The sequence below is a fragment of the Streptomyces sp. McG3 genome (assembly GCF_018619185.1).
Lineage (GTDB): Bacteria > Actinomycetota > Actinomycetes > Streptomycetales > Streptomycetaceae > Streptomyces.
Genome location: NZ_JAAXYC010000011.1, coordinates 1 through 17,224, shown reverse-complemented (window position 1 = coordinate 17,224; position 17,224 = coordinate 1). Strand labels below are relative to the sequence as shown.

The window sequence follows — 17,224 nt, the reverse complement described above, 5'->3', positions numbered from 1 at the left end:
TCTCACCGGTGCCCTCACAGCTGGCCGACCTCGGTGACCCGGACGACCGCCCGGCCCTCCTCGTCGGACGCCGCGAGATCCACCTCGGCCTTGATGCCCCAGTCGTGATCGCCCGCCGGGTCGGCGAACGCCTGCCAGACCCGCCACAGCCCGTGCGCCGGGTCCTCCTCGATCTTCAGCAGCTTCGGACCGCGTGCGTCCGGACCGGTCCCGATCTCCTCGTGCGCGTCCCAGTACGCGTCCAGGGCCTCGCCCCAGGCGTCCTCGTCCCACCCGGAGTCGCCGTCCAGCTCGCCCAGAGCACCGGCCCGGTCCAGCGCGGCCAGCTCCACCCGGCGGAACATCGCGTTGCGCACCAGCACCCGGAAGGCGCGGGGGTTGGCCGTGACCGGCTTGACCTCGTCCGCCTTCTCCTGGGCCTGCTCGGCGGTCTCCACCTCGGGGTTGGCCAGCTGCTCCCACTCGTCCAGCAGACTGGAGTCCACCTGGCGCACCATCTCACCGAGCCAGGAGATCAGGTCCTGGAGGTCCTCCGACTTCACGTCGTCCGGGATCGTGTGCTCCAGCGCCTTGTACGCGCTCGCCAGATACCGCAGCACGATGCCCTCGGTCCGGGCCAGCTCGTAGTGCGAGGTGAACTCCGTGAAGGTCATGGCGCGTTCGTACATGTCCCGGATCACCGACTTCGGCGACACGGGGTGGTCGTTCACCCACGGGTGGCTCGTGCGGTACACGTCGTAGGCGTGCCACAGCAGCTCGCTCAGCGGCTTCGGGTACGAGACCTCCTGGAGCCGCTCCATCCGCTCCTCGTACTCGACCCCGTCCGCCTTCATCTGCCCCACGGCCTCGCCGCGCGCCTTGTTCTGCTGGGCGGCCAGGATCTGCCGGGGATCGTCCAGCGTCGACTCGACGACCGAGACCATGTCCAGCGCGTACGAGGGGGATTCGGCGTCCAGCAGGTCGAACGCGGCCAGCGCGAACGTGGAGAGCGGCTGGTTCAGCGCGAAGTCCTGCTGGAGATCGACCGTCAGACGCACGATCCGGCCCTCGGCGTCCGGCGTCTCCAACCGCTCCACCACCCCGCCGTCCAGCAGCGAGCGGTAGATCGCGATGGCCCGCCGGATGTGCCGCAGCTGCGCCCGGCGCGGCTCGTGGTTGTCCTCCAGCAGATGCCGCATCGCCTCGAAGGCGTTGCCGGGGCGCGCGATGACCGCGAGCAGCATGGTGTGGGTGACCCGGAAGCGCGAGCTCAGCGGTTCGGGATCCGAGGTGATCAGCTTGTCGAAGGTGGTCTCCGACCAGGCCACGAAGCCCTCCGGGGCCTTCTTGCGGACCACCTTGCGCTTCTTCTTCGGGTCGTCGCCCGCCTTCTTGACGGCCTTCTCGTTCTCGATGACGTGCTCGGGGGCCTGCGCCACGACGAAACCGGCCGTGTCGAAACCGGCCCGCCCGGCCCGGCCCGCGATCTGGTGGAACTCCCGCGCGCGCAGCGTCCGCACCCGGGTGCCGTCGTACTTGGTGAGCGCCGTGAACAGCACCGTACGGATGGGCACGTTGACGCCGACGCCGAGCGTGTCCGTCCCGCAGATCACCTTCAGCAGACCCGCCTGGGCCAGCTTCTCCACCAGGCGGCGGTACTTCGGCAGCATCCCCGCGTGGTGCACCCCGATGCCGTGGCGTACGTAACGGGAGAGGTTCTGACCGAACTTGGTGGTGAAGCGGAAGCCGCCGATCATGTCGGCGATCTTCTCCTTCTCCTCCTTCGTGCACATGTTGATGCTCATCAGCGACTGCGCCCGCTCGACGGCCGCCGCCTGCGTGAAGTGCACGATGTAGACCGGCGACTGCCGGGTGTCCAGCAGCTCGGTCAGCGTCTCGGTGATCGGTGTGAAGCGGTACTCGTAGCTGAGCGGCACCGGACGGGTCGCGGAGCGCACCACGGAGGTGGGCCGGCCGGTACGCCGGGTCAGGTCCTTCTCGAACATCGCGACGTCGCCGAGCGTCGCCGACATCAGCACGAACTGGGCCTGCGGAAGCTCCAGCAGCGGGATCTGCCACGCCCAGCCCCGGTCCGGCTCCGCGTAGAAGTGGAACTCGTCCATCACGACCTGGCCGATGTCGGCGTACTTGCCGTCGCGCAGCGCGATGGAGGCCAGCACCTCGGCCGTACAGCAGATCACCGGGGCGTCCGCGTTGACCGAGGCGTCGCCGGTGAGCATGCCGACGTTCTCGGTGCCGAAGAGCTTGCACAAGTCGAAGAACTTCTCCGACACCAGCGCCTTGATCGGCGCCGTGTAGAAGGTGACCTTGTCCTGCGCCAGCGCCGTGAAGTGCGCGGCCGCCGCCACCAGGCTCTTTCCGGAGCCGGTCGGGGTGGAAAGGATCACGTTCGCCCCGGAGACCACCTCGATCAGCGCCTCCTCCTGAGCCGGATAAAGGGTGATGCCCTGGGTCTCGGTCCATGACGAGAAGGCCTCGAAGAGGGCGTCCGGGTCGGGTGTCTTAGGCAGCTGGTCGATGAGGGTCACGCCCCCCATCTTGCCTGTCTTCGGCCCGGATGAGGGAACCGGCGGACGGCACGAAGATCACGGACGGTACGCTGCGGTCTCAACCTGCCCGCGCCGTAGAGGTGATGGGCGTACGAAGCGCTGGGGGCGGGAAAAGACCATGATGGGACCGGCACACTCCCTGTCAGGGGCAGCGGCCTGGCTGGGGGTGGGCGCGGCGGCCGCCGCCACCGGCCACACGATGCCCTGGCCCGTCCTCGTCGTCGGGGCGCTGATCTGCGCGGGAGCCGCGCTCGCCCCCGACCTCGACCACAAGTCCGCGACCATCTCGCGCGCCTTCGGACCCCTCTCCAAGGGTCTCTGCGAGATAGCCGACAAGCTGTCGTACGCCGTCTACAAGGCCACCAAGAGCAAGGCCGACCCCCGCCGCACCGGCGGCCACCGGACCCTCACCCACACCTGGTTCTTCGCCGTCCTGATGGGTGCCGGCTGCTCCTTCGCCGCGGTCACCGGCGGGCGCTGGGCGGTCCTCGCGATCCTCTTCGTCCACCTGGTGCTCGCCGTCGAGGGCCTGCTCTGGCGGGCCGCCCGGGTCTCCAGCGACGTCCTCGTCTGGCTGCTCGGCGCCACCAGCGCCTGGATCCTCGCCGGCGTCCTGGACCAGCCGGGCAACGGGGCCGGCTGGCTCTTCGACGCCCCCGGCCAGGAGTACATGTGGCTCGGCCTGCCCATCGTGCTCGGCGCCCTGGTCCACGACATCGGGGACGCGCTGACCGTCTCGGGGTGCCCGATCCTGTGGCCGCTCCCGATCGCCGGAAAGCGCTGGTACCCGCTCGGCCCTCCGAAGTTCATGCGGTTCCGGGCCGGCAGCTGGGTGGAGATCAAGGTGCTGATGCCCGCGTTCATGGTGCTCGGGGGAGTGGGCGGGGCGGCCGCCCTCAACTTCATATGACCGATCGCCGCTCGCGCGGGCGGGCGAGGCCACCCGCCCCGTAGCACGATGGCGGCATGCTGCTCGCCGAGCTCGCCCAGGTGTCCCTGGAGGTCGCCGCCACCTCCGCCCGGTCCCGCAAGACGGCGCTCCTCGCCGGTCTCTTCCGGAACGCCGGACCCGAGGACGTCCCCGTCGTCATCCCGTACCTCGCCGGACGGCTGCCCCAGGGCCGCATCGGCGTCGGCCGGCGGAGCCTGGGGGACCCGGTGGAACCGGCTTCCGGGCCCACCCTCACCGTCACCGGCGTCGATGCCGAGCTGACCGCCCTGGCCGCCACCTCCGGCCCCGGCTCCCAGGCCCGGCGCCGGAGCCGCCTGCGTGCCCTGTTCGCCGCCGCCACCGCCGACGAGCAGCACTTCCTGTGGGCCCTGCTCACCGGCGAGGTACGCCAGGGGGCCCTGGACGCCGTCGCCGCCGACGCCCTGGCCCACGCCGCCGGGGCACCGCCCGCCGACGTCCGGCGCGCCGTGATGCTCGCAGGGTCCCTCCAGGAGGTCGCCGAGGTCCTCCTCGCCGACGGACCCGGAGCACTCGCCGGCTTCCGCCTCACCGTCGGGCGGCCCGTCCAGCCGATGCTCGCGCGCAGTGCCGCCTCGGTGGGCGAAGCCCTCGACGAGCTCGGCCCGTGCGCGGTCGAGGAGAAGCTCGACGGGATCCGGGTGCAGGTCCACCGCGACGGCGACCGGATCCGCGCCTGCACCCGGACCCTCGACGACATCACCGACCGGCTGCCCGAACTGGTCACCGCCGTCGCCGCGCTCGACGCGCGCCGCTTCGTCCTCGACGGCGAGCTGATCGCCCTGGGGGAGGACGGCAGGCCCCGGCCGTTCCAGGAGACCGCCTCCCGGGTGGGCTCACGGCGGGACGTGGCCACAGCCGCGGCGCACATGCCTGTCGTCCCCGTCTTCTTCGACGCCCTTCTCGTGGATGACGAGGACCTGCTCGACCGGCCCTTCGCCGCCCGCCACGCGGCCCTGGCCCAGCTGCTCCCCGAGAGCCTGCGGGTCCGGCGCACCCTCGTCGCCGATCCGGACGACCCCGAGGCCCGCGCGGCGGCCGACGCGTTCCTCGCGGACACCCTGGAGCGCGGTCACGAGGGAGTCGTCGTCAAGGACCTGGCCGCCCCCTACAGCGCGGGCCGCCGGGGCGCGTCCTGGCTGAAGGTGAAGCCCGTGCACACCCTGGACCTGGTGGTCCTGGCCGTGGAACGGGGCAGCGGCCGGCGCACCGGCAAGCTCTCCAACCTGCACCTGGGCGCCCGCCGGCCCGACGGCACGTTCGCGATGCTCGGCAAGACCTTCAAGGGGCTCACGGACGCCCTGCTGGACTGGCAGACCGAGCGGCTGGGGGAGCTGGCGACCGACGACGACGGCCATGTCGTCACCGTACGCCCGGAACTCGTCGTGGAGATCGCCTACGACGGACTCCAGCGCTCCACCCGCTACCCCGCCGGGGTCACCCTCCGGTTCGCCCGCGTCCTGCGCTACCGGGAGGACAAGACCGCACAGGAGGCGGACACCGTGGAGACGGTCCTGTCCCGGCAGCCGTGAGCGCGCCCCGGGGACCCCGGGACGCGCTCGCACGGAGACCGGCCGCTCAGTGCTTGATGACCGTCGTCGCCGTGTGCTCCTTGATCTGCTCCGGTGTCAGATAGACGTCCGTGTACTCGAAGTCCCGCAGCGTCGCCGGCTTGCGGGACTGGAACCCGGTCCGTACGAAGTCGTCGCCGGCGACCGCGTTCAGCATCCAGTTCGTCATCACCCGGGTCCTGGCGACGTTCGTCCGCAGCGCCGACCAGTGGTAGCCGCGCGCCACCGCCTGCGCGGGCAGCCCACGCAGCTCGATGCCCAGCGGCTTGGACACGGCGTCCTTGCCGCCGAGGTCCACGACGAGCCCCAGATCCTTGTGCACGTAGTCCCGGAGCGGCTGATGACGCAGCGAGGCGATCAGATTGTCCGCCAGCACCCTGCCCTGGCGCATCGCGTGCTGCGCGGTGGGCGGGCAGACCGCCCCGTCGCCCTTCGCCAGATCGGGCACCGCGGCCGCGTCGCCGAGCGAGAACACGCCGTCCGCGCCCGGCAGGTTCAACTGCGGGGTCACCGCGAGCCGGCCGCGCACGGTCTCCGCGCCGAGCGTGGCGATCAGCGGGCTGGCGGCCACTCCGGCGGTCCAGATCAGGGTCCGGCAGGGCAGCACCCGGCCGTCGGTGAACGTGACCTCCTCCGGTCCCGCCTTCGCGATCGAGACCCCGAGCGACACCTCGATGTTCCGCTTGCGGAGCACCTCCAGGGCGGCCTGCCCCAGCTTGTCGCCCAGCTCCGGCATCAGCTTGGGCGCGATGTCGATCAGATGCCACTTGATCAGCCGCGCGTCCAGCCGCGGATAGTGCCGGACCGCGCTGGTGGTCAGGCGCTGGAGGCAGGCGGCCGTCTCGGTGCCCGCGTAACCGCCGCCGACCACCACGAACTGGAGCCGCGAAGCCCGCTCGGCCTCGTCATGACTGGCGTCCGCCAGATCCAGCTGGGCGATGACGTGGTCCCGGACGTACGCGGCCTCGGCCAGCGTCTTCATCCCACGGGCGTTGTCCAGCAGTCCCGGGATGTCGAAGGTCCGGGTGACGCTGCCCGCCGCCAGCACGATGTAGTCGTACGGCTCGTTCACGATCTCGTCCGTGATCTTCCGGATCACACAGACCTTCGCCGCCGTGTCCACACCGATCGCCCCGCCCGGCACGATCCTCGTCCTGTGGCGGCGGCTGCGGCGCAGCGACACCGCGACGGACTGCGGTGTGAGCACCCCGGAGGCCACCTGGGGGAGCAGCGGCAGGTACAGCTGGTAGGAGAACGGTGTGACGAGCGTGATCTGGGCCTCTCCCGGAGCGAGCCTGCGCTCCAGGCGGCGTACGCACTCGACGCCTGCGAAACCGGCGCCGACGACGAGAATCCTGGGTGGTGCCACGGGTCTGCGTCCCTTCTCGGGCTTGCGTGGTCCTGCGCTCGCCTGCCCCGTTTACCGGGTGATTCACCTCTCATCCTTAACCGGACGTCCCGGCCTCCGCCTCCCGACCGGGGTGAACGGGGGCCCCGCTCACGGGGGCGGAGTGACCGGCGGCACCCGCGGCCGGTGGACCTCGGGGCCCGTACGGCCGCTCCCTCCTCCCGTTGGAGCAGGGGGAGTTCGGCAGCCGCACCCCGTGCGAGGATGCTGCGGTGACCACCTCGCCCCCCTCGCCCGTGGCCGACGACTCCCCCTTGGCGGACGATCCGCCCCGCGATCCCGGCCTGGGCCCCCGCGCCGCCGCGGTCCTCGTGTTCGGATCATCGGCCGCGGTCCTGGTGGTCGAGATCGTCGCCCTGCGGCTGCTGGCCCCGTATCTCGGCCTCACCCTGGAAACCAGCACGATGGTGATCGGCATCGCCCTCACCGCCATCGCGCTGGGCTCCTGGCTGGGCGGGCGCGTCGCGGACCAGGTCGACCCGCTCCGGCTCATCGCCCCGGCGCTCGGGGTGTCGGGCGTGGTCGTCGCGCTCACCCCGCTCCTGCTGCGCACCACCGCCCAGTGGTCGCCGGCGCTGCTCCTGCTGGTCGCCTCCGCGACCCTCCTGGTGCCCGGCGCCCTGCTCTCCGCGGTGACCCCGTTCGTGACGAAGCTGCGGCTGACCAGCCTCGCCGAGACCGGGACGGTCGTCGGACGGCTGTCAGGCGTGGGTACCTTCGGCGCCATCGTCGGCACCGTCCTCACCGGATTCGTCCTGGTCTCACGCCTGCCCGTCAGCTCCATTCTGATCGGCCTCGGCACCCTGCTCGTGCTCGGCGCCGCACTGGTCGGCTGGCGGGCCCGCCGCTGGCGGCGCGCCGCGGCCGTCGCGCTCGCCACCGTCGTCGCGGGCTCCCTCGCCACGGCGTTCGCCCCCGGCGGCTGTGACGCGGAGACCCGCTACCACTGCGCACAGGTCGTCACGGACCCCGACCGGGACAGCGGCCGCACCCTCGTCCTCGACGGCCTGAGCCACTCCTACGTCGACGTCGAGGACCCGACGCACCTGAAGTTCGCCTACGTGCGCGCCATCGCGTCGGTGGTCGACACCGCCTTCCCCGGGGGTGAGCCGCTGACCGCCCACCACATCGGGGGCGGCGGCCTCACCTTCCCCCGCTACCTCGCGGCCTCACGCCCGGGGACCCGCAGCACCGTCTCCGAGATCGACGGCGGGGTCGTGCGCATCGACCGTGACCGGCTCGGCCTGGGGCCGTCGACCGCCACCGGCATCGACGTGACCGAGGAGGACGGCCGACTGGGCCTGCGCAGGCTGGACGCGGGCAGCCACGACCTGGTGGTGGGCGACGCCTTCGGGGGCGTCAGCGTGCCGTGGCACCTCACGACGTCGCAGGCGCTGGGAGACGTCCGCCGGGCGCTCGACGAGGACGGACTGTACGTCGCCAACCTCATCGACCACGGCGAGCTGGCCTTCGCCCGCGCCGAGGTCGCCACCCTCGCCGCGGCCTTCGAGCACGTCGCCCTCCTCGGGAAGCCCGCGGACATCGGGCTGGACCCGACCGCGTCCACCGTGGGCGGCAATCTGGTGGTGGTCGCCTCCGGCCGGCCGGTCGACGCACCCGCGATCCAGGAAGCCCTGGAAGCCCGCGACGTCGGCTGGAGGATCACCACCGGCGACGACCTCGCCGCCTGGACCGGGGACGCCCGGATCCTCACCGACGACCACGCGCCCGTCGATCAGCTCCTCCAGCCCGACCGCACGCGGACGGCCCGGTGACCCCCGGGCCGTCCGACGGGCGGCTCACCCGTGCCAGGACCGCCACAGGGACGCGTACGCGCCGTCCGCCGCCACCAGCTCGTCGTGGCTGCCCAGCTCGCTGATCCGGCCGTCCTCCACGACCGCGATCACATCCGCGTCGTGCGCGGTGTGCAGCCGGTGCGCGATCGCCACCACCGTGCGGCCCTCCAGCACCCGGGCCAGCGAACGCTCCAGATGGCGGGCGGCCCGCGGGTCCAGCAGCGAGGTCGCCTCGTCCAGCACCAGCGTGTGCGGATCGGCCAGCACGAGACGCGCCAGCGCGATCTGCTGGGCCTGCGCCGGGGTCAGCGCGAACCCGCCCGAGCCGACCTCGGTGTCCAGCCCCTCCTCCAGGGCCTTCGCCCAGCCGTCCGCGTCGACCGCGGCCAGCGACGCCCACAGCTCCGCGTCCTTCGCCCCGTCGCGGGCCAGCAGGAGATTGTCCCGGAGCGAGCCGACGAAGACGTGGTGCTCCTGGTTGACCAGGGCCACGTGCTCGCGGACCCGCTCCGCCGTCATCCGCGACAGCTCCGCCCCGCCGAGCGTCACCTCCCCGGTGCGCGGCGCGTAGATCCCCGCCAGCAGCCGGCCCAGCGTGGACTTGCCCGCGCCGGAGGGGCCGACCAGCGCGAGCCGGGTGCCCGGAGCCACGTCGAGCGACACCTTGTGCAGCACGTCGACGCCCTCCCGGTACCCGAAGCGGACGTCGTCCGCCCGTACGTCCCGGCCGTCCGGACCGACCCCGGAGTCGCCCGCGTCCGGCTCGATCTCCCGGACGCCGACCAACCGGGCCAGCGACACCTGGGCCACCTGGAGCTCGTCGTACCAGCGCAGGATCAGACCGATCGGGTCGACCATCATCTGGGCCAGCAGCGCCCCCGTCGTCAGCTGCCCGACCGTGATCCAGCCCTCCAGCACGAACCAGCCGCCGAGCAGCAGGACCGCGCCGAGGATCGTCACGTACGTCGCGTTGACGACGGGGAACAGCACCGAACGCAGGAACAGCGTGTACCGCTCCCAGGCCGTCCACTCCGTGATCCGCCGGTCCGACAGCGCCACCCGGCGGTCGCCGAGGCGGTGCGCCTCCACGGTCCGCCCGGCGTCGACGGTCTCCGCGAGCATCGCGGCGACGGCGGCGTAACCGGCGGCCTCCGAGCGGTACGCCGAGGGGGCGCGGCGGAAGTACCAGCGGCAGCCCACGATCAGCACCGGCAGCGCGACCAGCACGGCCAGCGCCAGCGGGGGAGCGGTCACCGCCATCGCGCCGATCAGCAGACCGGCCCAGACGACGCCGATCGCCAACTGCGGCACGGCCTCGCGCATCGCGTTCGCCAGGCGGTCGATGTCGGTGGTGATCCGGGACAGCAGATCGCCCGTCCCGGCCCGCTCCAGGACCCCGGGCGGCAGCCGGACGGACCGTACGAGGAAGTCCTCGCGGAGATCGGCGAGCATCTCCTCGCCCAGCATCGCCCCGCGCAGCCGCATGCTGCGCGTGAACAGGACCTGGATGACCAGCGCGACCGCGAAGATCGCGGCGGTGCGCTCCAGACGCAGGTCGGTGACGCCGTCGGACAGATCCTCCACCAGTCCGCCCAGCAGATACGGTCCGGTGATCGACGCGATCACCGCCACCGCGTTGACCGTGATCAGGACGGCGAACGCCCTGCGGTGCCGGCGCAGCAGACTGCCCACGTAGCTCCGCACGGTCGTCGGCGTGCCCACGGGCAGCGTCGTCGCCGACTCCGGGGCCGCGGGGTCGTACGCCGGGGGTGCGACGCCGATCATGCCCTCTCCTCGATTTCCTGGATGCTCTTCATGGCGGGGACTTCGCCGACGCCGTTCAGCGCGCTCGTGGCGGCCGCCTCGTCGTCGGTCTCCCGGGTGACGACCGCCCGGTAGCGGGGTTCGGTGCGCAGCAGGTCGCGGTGGGTTCCCACGGCGACCACCGTGCCCTCGTGGACGAGCACCACCCGGTCGGCGGCGTCGAGCAGCAGCGGTGACGAGGCGAACGCCACCGTCGTACGGCCCCGGCGCAGCTTCGCGATCCCGGCGGCGACCCGCGCCTCGGTGTGCGAGTCGACCGCGGAGGTCGGCTCGTCCAGCACCAGCGCCTCCGGGTCGGTGACCAGCGACCGGGCCAGCGCGAGGCGCTGGCGCTGACCGCCGGACAGGGACCGGCCGCGCTCGGTGATCCGGGTCCGCATCGGGTCCCCGTCGTTCTCGGGGGAGGCCTGTGCCAGGGCGCTCAGCACATCACCGCACTGCGCCGCCTCCAACGCCGCCTCGGCGGTGACCAGGCCCGACGCCGGGATGTCCAGCAGCTCCTGGAGCGTGCCGGACAGCAGCACCGGGTCCTTGTCCTGGACCAGCACCGCGGCCCGTGCGGCGTCCAGCGGGATCTCGTCCAGGGCGACCGCGCCGAGCAGGACCGACGGAGTCCTCGCCGAAGCCTCCCCGTCCTCCTCGCCGGTCTCCGCGTGCCCGCCGAGCCGTTCGGCCAGCCGGCCCGCCTCGTCCGGGTCGCCGCAGACGACGGCGGTGAACTGCCCCCGGGGGGCCATCAGTCCGGTCGACGGGTCGTACAGATCACCGGCGGGCGTCACACCCTCGACGGTGGCCTCCCGCGCACTGCGGCGCAGCGCCAGCACGCGCACCGCACGCTGGGCGGACGGCCGTGAGAAGGAGTACGCCATCGCGATCTCCTCGAAGTGGCGCAGGGGGAACAGCATCAGGGTGGCCGCGCTGTAGACGGTGACCAGCTGGCCGACGTCGATGCGGCCGTCCCGGGCCAGCGTCGCCCCGTACCAGACGAGGGAGATCAGCAGGATCCCCGGCAGCAGCACCTGCACCGCCGAGATCAGCGCCCACATCCGGGCCGAGCGCACCGCCGCCCGGCGGACCTCCTGGGAGGCGCGCCGGTAGCGGCCCAGGAACAGCTCCTCGCCGCCGATACCGCGCAGCACACGCAGTCCGGCGACCGTGTCCGAGGCCAGCTCGGTGGCCTTGCCCGCCTTCTCGCGCTGCTCGTCGGCGCGCCGGGTGGCGCGCGGCAGCAACGGCAGCACGGCCAGGGCGAGCACCGGCATGGCGAGTGCCACCATCAGGCCGAGGGACGGGAGGTAGAACGCCAGCCCCACACAGATGACCACGAGGGCGGTGGCGGCGGCCGCGAAGCGGGAGAGCGCCTCGACGAACCAGCCGATCTTCTCCACGTCGCCGGTCGAGACGGCGACGACCTCACCGGCCGCGACCCGCCGTGTCAGCGCCGAGCCCAGCTCGGCGGTCTTGCGGGCGAGCAGTTGCTGGACCCGGGCGGCGGCGGTGATCCAGTTGGTCACGGCGGTCCGGTGGAGCATGGTGTCGCCGACGGCGATCAGGACGCCGAGGGCGACGATGAGGCCGCCGGCCAGGGCGAGTCGCCCCCCGGAGCGGTCGATGACGGCCTGGACGGCGAGTCCCACGGTGATCGGGAGACCGGCGATGCCCAGCTGGTGCAGCAGCCCCCAGGAGAGGGCCTTCAGCTGCCCCGCGAGCTGGTTGCGCCCGAGCCAGTAGAGGAATCGAGGGCCTGAACGGACATCGGGGTCGCCGGGATCCGAATACGGAAGGTCGCGAATCTGCATGACGTCCCAGGGCTTGTGAAACGGAGATCCGGATGGACCTCGAAGAACGGGGTGACGTGCAAGGTTCCCTGTTCGTCCCGGTCCGGGGCAACCGGTTTTCCGGCCCTCTCCGCCGCCCTGCGGGGTCCCGGGCCCAGGCGGCCCGGGACCCCGGGGACGTCACTCCGCGGGCTTCTCGGAGTCCATGCCGGACCGGGCCTTCTTCCACTCGCCCCGGGTGAAGTCCGGGATCGGCAGCGGCGCGCCCTTGGCCTTGATGGAGAGATGGCTCAGCGGCACGGGGGCCGTCCAGGTCGCCGCGTCGTACACGTCGAAGTCGGGGACCAGGCCGAGCCGCATGCACTGCATCAGCCGGAAGACCATCATGTAGTCCATGCCGCCGTGCCCGCCCGGCGGGTTCGCGTGCTCTTTCCAGAGCCAGTGGTCCCACTCGGCGTACTTCTTGAAGTCGTCCCACTGGTGGTTCGTGTTCGTGGGCTCCAGGTAGACGCGCTCCGGGTAGTCCTCGAACACGCCCCGCGTACCGCCGAGGCTGTTGATCCGCGAGTACGGGTGCGGGCTCGACACATCGTGCTCCAGCCGGATCACCCGGCCCCTGGCCGTCTGGACGAGGCTGATCGTCCGGTCGGCCCCGATGTACGACTCCTTCCAGCTGGGGTCGCCGGCCGGCACGTGCTCCTTCCGGTACTCGGCGAGCGACAGGGCCGGGGTGCCGATGCTCGTGATGCTCACCGCCCGGTCGCCCCGGTTGACGTCCATGTAGTTGGCGACCGGCCCGAACCCGTGGTTGGGGTAGAGGTCACCGCGCAGCCGGGTGTGCCACAGCCGGCGCCAGGGGCCCTCGTAGTAGTCGGGGTCGAACATCAGCTCGCGCAGATCGTGGTTGTAGGCGCCCGCCCCGTGCAGCAGATCGCCGAAGAGACCCGCGTGCGCCATGCGCAGCACCCGCATCTCGTTCTTGCCGTAGCAACAGTTCTCCAGCTGCATGCAGTGCCGCCGGGTGCGCTCGGAGAGGTCCACCAACTGCCAGAGCTCTTCCAGCCGCATGGCGATCGGGCACTCCACGCCGACGTGCTTCCCGTTCAGCATCGCCGCCTTCGCCATCGGGAAGTGGAGTTCCCAGGGCGTCGCCACATAGACGAAGTCGAGGTCCCCGCGCTTGCAGAGGTTCTCGTAGTCGTCCTCGCCCTTGGCGTAGACGGTGGGGGCGGGCTGACCGGCGGCCGTCACCTTGGCCGCGGCCTTCTCCGCCTTGTCCCGGACCGGGTCGCAGACCGCCTTCACCTGGACGCCCGGTACGGCGAGGAACAGGTCGATCATGCTGCCGCCCCGGTTGCCGAGGCCCACGATGCCGACCCGGATCGTGGAGCGTCCCTCGAAGCGGACGTCCGCCATGGTGCGGCCCTGCCGGGCGGGGGCGGCGGCGGCCGCTTCCGCGGCGGAGAGGGCTTGCGGGGCGGTCGCCTCGGCCGCCGACGCGTTCCCCGTACCCAGTGCGCCGAGGCCGAGTCCGGCGCCGGCCACACCCGCCGTGGTCCACAGCACCGAACGCCGGCTGGGATCCTGCCGCGCCCCCTCGTCGGCCGCGCCGCTGTGCGGGGGCATGTCCCGCGGTTCCGGTGCGGGCCGGGCGTCGTCGTTCATCGAGCCTCCAGGTGGGGTTGGGGGTTCAGACGGTGCGCGAGCGCGTCCGGTCCCCGTACGCATGACGAGCGCGGGGACCGGGTCTCGGTAAGGACCCTGGAGGGTGAGGCTGATGGTGCGCAAGAGAAGTATTTGGACTCTCGTCCTCAAACCATGGACTTTCTTCACGGCACGCCGAAGCCCCGACTGGTGCAACCAATCGGGGCCCGGAAACGCTCACATGTGCACGTCGGACGGGGGGTTCGCGACCGACGGCGGATACTCAGCGGAGGGTCGGCCGGGTGGCGTGCTCCAGCTCGATCAGTGCCGAGCGGTAGGGACGCCCGGTGGCCCGTTCCATGCCGATCTCGCACATCCGGTTCGCCGACAGATGGGCGTCGTAGTCGCGGAGGCCGACCTCGGCCGCCTCCTTGGCCGTCGCCGCATCGGTCAACTCCTTGTGCAGCATCCCCCGGTCGCCCGCGAACGCGCAGCACCCCGCGTCGTCGGGCACCACGACCTCGTCCGCGCATGCCTCGGCCAGCGCGCGCAACTGCCCCACGTCACCCAGGTGTTCCATCGAACAGGTCGGATGCACGACGGCCGACCCGGCGGTGCGGAACACCGTCAGCTCCGGCAGCAGCTCCTCGGCCGCCCACACCAGCGAGTCCACGACGGTCAGTTCACGGTGCAGCGCCCGGTTGTCCTCGCTGAGGTAGGGCACCACCTCCTCGGCGATGCCGAGCGTGCAGGAGGACGCGTCCACGACCAGCGGCAGCGTCCCGCCCGCCGTCCAGCCCCAGGCGGCCTCCACGATGCGGTTCGCCATGATCCTGTTGCCCGCGTCGTACCCCTTGGAGTGCCAGATCGTCGCGCAGCACGTCCCCGCGACGTCCTCGGGGATCCACACCGGCTTCCCGGCCCGCCCGGACACGGCGACCACCGCCTCGGCCAGGGAGAGGCCGGGGCGGCCGTCCGGCCCGGCGAAGATGCGGTTGACGCAGGCCGGGTAGTAGACGGCGCCCGCTCCGACCCGGTCCGTACGCGGCAGCCGTCGGGCCGCCGCCCCCGGGATCTGCGGCAGCCACTCCGGTACGAGATCGGGGCGGACGGCCTTGCGGGCGAGCCGCGACACGGCCCCGAGCGGACCGTCGCCCACCCGGTCGCCGACCGCGTCGGCCACGGCCACGGCCAGTCGTGCCGAGGCCTCCACCACGCGGAAGTTCTTCGCGGTCAGCGCGGCGATCCGCTCCTCGCGCGGTGTGTGCCTGCGGTGCCGGAAGCCCTTCATCATCGCCCCGGTGTCGATGCCGACCGGACAGGCGAGCTTGCAGGTGGAGTCTCCGGCGCAGGTGTCCACGGCGTCGTACCCATAGGCGTCCAGCAGACCGGCCTCGACCGGCGAACCGTCCACCTGGCGCATCATCTCCCGGCGCAGCACGATCCGCTGGCGCGGAGTGGTCGTCAGATCCTCGCTGGGACAGGTCGGTTCGCAGAAGCCGCACTCGATGCACGGGTCGGCGACCGCCTCCACCTTCGGAATGGTCTTCAGGCCCCGCAGATGGGCCCGCGGATCCCGGTCCAGGACGATGCGGGGAGCGAGCACCCCGGCGGGATCGATGATCTGCTTCGTCCGCCACATCAGCTCGGTGGCGCGCGGCCCCCACTCCCGCTCCAGGAAGGGCGCGATATTGCGCCCGGTGGCGTGCTCCGCCTTGAGCGACCCGTCGAAACGGTCCACCACCAGCGCGCAGAACTCCTGCATGAAGGCGTCGTACCGCTCGACGTCGGCCGGCTTCGCCGCGTCGAACGCGAGCAGGAAGTGCAGATTGCCGTGCGCGGCGTGACCGGCCACGGCGGCGTCGAACCCGTGGCGGGACTGGAGCTCCAGCAGCGCCTCGCAGGCATCCGCCAGCCGTGCGGGCGGCACGGCGAAGTCCTCCGTGATCAGAGTGGTGCCCGAGGGCCGGGACCCGCCGACCGCCGTGACGAACGCCTTGCGGGCCTTCCAGTACCCGGCGATCGTCCCGGCGTCCCGGGTGAAGGCGTTGGTCACCGACACGGCCGGGACGACCAGGTCCAGGCCGGCGACGACGGCGTCGGCCGCCCGCTCGAACGCCTCCTGGCCCGACTCGTCGGCCGCCCGGAACTCCACCAGCAGCGCGGTCGTCTCCCGGGGCAGCGCCGCCCAGTCCGCCGGAACGCCCGGCACACTGACGGAGGCGCGCAGGGTGTTGCCGTCCATCAGTTCCACGGCGATGGCCCCCGCCTCGTTGAACCGGGGCACGGCGGCCGCGGCGGCGGTGAGGGAGGGGAAGAACAGCAGGGCGCTGGAGATCCGCCGGTCGAGCGGCAGGGTGTCGAAGACGACCTCGGAGATGAAGCCGAACGTGCCCTCGGAGCCGACCATCAGCCCCCGCAGGATCTCCACCGGTGTCGCCCCGTCGAGGTAGGCGTCCAGGCGGTAGCCGTTGGTGTTCTTGATCGTGTACTTGGCGCGGATGCGGGCGGTCAGCTCCTCGTCCGCCTCGATCTCCGCCTTCAGCTCCATCAGCCCCGCGCACAGCTCCGGTTCGGCGCGGGCCAGCTCCTCGTCGGCGGCCGGATCGGCGGTGTCGACGACGGTGCCGCCCGGCAGGACGAAGGTGAGCGAGGCGAGCGTCCGGTAGGAGTTGCGGGTGGTGCCCGCCGTCATGCCCGATGCGTTGTTGGCGACGACCCCGCCGACGGTGCAGGCGATGGCGCTGGCCGGGTCGGGGCCCAGCAGCCTGCCGTACCGGGCGAGGGCGATGTTGGCCCGCATCACGGTCGTCCCCGGCCCGATCCGGGCCCGCGCCCCGTCGTCCAGCACCTCGACGCCGGTCCAGTGGCGGCGTACGTCGACGAGCATGTCCTCGCCCTGCGCCTGGCCGTTGAGGCTCGTGCCCGCGGCCCGGAAGACCACGTCACGGCCCTTGCCGTGGGCGTACGAAAGGATCGCGGAGACGTCGTCGAGATTCTCGGGGACCAGCACGACCCGGGGGAGGAAGCGGTAGGGGCTGGCGTCGGAGGCGTACCGCACGAGGTCGGAGATCTTCCAGAGCACCTTGTCGGCGCCGAGCAGGGCCGTCAGCTCGCCGCGCAGCGGCTCCGGGGTGCCGCCCGCGCTGCGGTCGGTGACCCGGTCGGGGGCGGGCGCCCGCGTGGTTCGGGGGCGCAGGGCTTCCGGGTCGGGCTCCAGCAGCGGCATGTCGGACATCTCCTCGGCGGCTCGGCGCGGTGTTCAGCAGTGGCGTTCCGGCATGCCGTCGACCAGGGCGGACAGCAGCCCGCCGAGGACCTCGCGCTGATCGGCGGTCAATGGGGCCAGGATCTCCTCTGCGGCGGCCCGGCGCGCGCTGCGCAGGGACCGCAGCGTGGCGCGCCCCTCGTCCGTGATCTCGACGCGGACCACCCGGCGGCTGTCCGGATCGGGTGCGCGGCGCACGCGCCCGCTCGCCTCCAGGGCGTCGACCAGCGTCGTCACCGCGCGCGGAACGACGTCCAGGCGCCGGGCGAGATCCGCCATCCGGGGGGCGGCCTCGTAGCTCGCGACCGTCCGCAGCAGCCGGAACTGGGCCGGAGTGATGTCGATCGGCTCCAGCTGGCGGCTCTGGATGCGGTGCAGCCGGCGGGTCAGCCGCAGCAACTGCTCGGCGAGCATGC

Annotated in this window: 10 protein-coding genes; 3 read left to right on the top strand and 7 right to left on the bottom strand. The window is 72.3% G+C overall.

Translation table 11 applies throughout. The features are described 5' to 3' along the window. Positions 1-14 precede the first annotated feature (14 nt). The gene (locus HET64_RS03510; RefSeq protein ID WP_215102138.1) at positions 15-2,528 is read right to left on the bottom strand and encodes an RNA helicase; all 2,514 of its coding nucleotides are present in this window, start codon (positions 2,526-2,528) and stop codon (positions 15-17) included. 139 nt (positions 2,529-2,667) lie between these two features. Between HET64_RS03510 and HET64_RS03505 the strand changes: the two genes are divergently transcribed. Beyond that, the gene (locus HET64_RS03505) at positions 2,668-3,459 is read left to right on the top strand and encodes a metal-dependent hydrolase (protein ID WP_215102136.1); all 792 of its coding nucleotides are present in this window, start codon (positions 2,668-2,670) and stop codon (positions 3,457-3,459) included. A 56-nt stretch (positions 3,460-3,515) separates the two neighbouring features. Continuing rightward, entirely contained in the window at positions 3,516-5,051 is a 1,536-nt protein-coding gene (locus tag HET64_RS03500) for an ATP-dependent DNA ligase (protein WP_215102134.1), read from the top strand. A gap of 46 nt (positions 5,052-5,097) precedes the next feature. On the opposite strand, the gene HET64_RS03495 is transcribed toward HET64_RS03500, so the two are convergent. After that, complete coding sequence (locus HET64_RS03495) at positions 5,098-6,459, bottom strand: NAD(P)/FAD-dependent oxidoreductase (protein WP_215102132.1); 1,362 nt, start codon at positions 6,457-6,459, stop codon at positions 5,098-5,100. A gap of 251 nt (positions 6,460-6,710) precedes the next feature. Here HET64_RS03495 and HET64_RS03490 point away from each other — a divergent pair, with 251 nt between their 5' ends. Then, positions 6,711-8,273, top strand: coding sequence for a fused MFS/spermidine synthase (locus tag HET64_RS03490; protein ID WP_215102130.1), 1,563 nt, complete (start codon positions 6,711-6,713; stop codon positions 8,271-8,273). A gap of 24 nt (positions 8,274-8,297) precedes the next feature. Here HET64_RS03490 and HET64_RS03485 read toward each other — a convergent pair whose 3' ends face one another. From HET64_RS03485 to HET64_RS03465, 5 genes are all read right to left on the bottom strand, one after another. Further along, positions 8,298-10,079 (bottom strand): ABC transporter ATP-binding protein, encoded by a 1,782-nt coding sequence (locus HET64_RS03485; protein WP_215102128.1) that lies wholly within the window; start codon positions 10,077-10,079, stop codon positions 8,298-8,300. Further along, the gene (locus tag HET64_RS03480) at positions 10,076-11,917 is read right to left on the bottom strand and encodes an ABC transporter ATP-binding protein (protein WP_215102127.1); all 1,842 of its coding nucleotides are present in this window, start codon (positions 11,915-11,917) and stop codon (positions 10,076-10,078) included. The genes HET64_RS03485 and HET64_RS03480 overlap by 4 nt, the downstream gene beginning before the upstream one ends. A gap of 159 nt (positions 11,918-12,076) precedes the next feature. Beyond that, positions 12,077-13,561 (bottom strand): Gfo/Idh/MocA family protein, encoded by a 1,485-nt coding sequence (locus tag HET64_RS03475; RefSeq protein ID WP_215102125.1) that lies wholly within the window; start codon positions 13,559-13,561, stop codon positions 12,077-12,079. A gap of 262 nt (positions 13,562-13,823) precedes the next feature. Then, entirely contained in the window at positions 13,824-16,769 is a 2,946-nt protein-coding gene (locus tag HET64_RS03470; protein WP_215102224.1) for an FAD-binding and (Fe-S)-binding domain-containing protein, read from the bottom strand. 33 nt (positions 16,770-16,802) lie between these two features. Further along, positions 16,803-17,222, bottom strand: a complete 420-nt coding sequence (locus tag HET64_RS03465) for a MarR family winged helix-turn-helix transcriptional regulator (protein WP_032752732.1) — start codon at positions 17,220-17,222, stop codon at positions 16,803-16,805. Between the last annotated feature and the right edge of the window lie 2 nt (positions 17,223-17,224).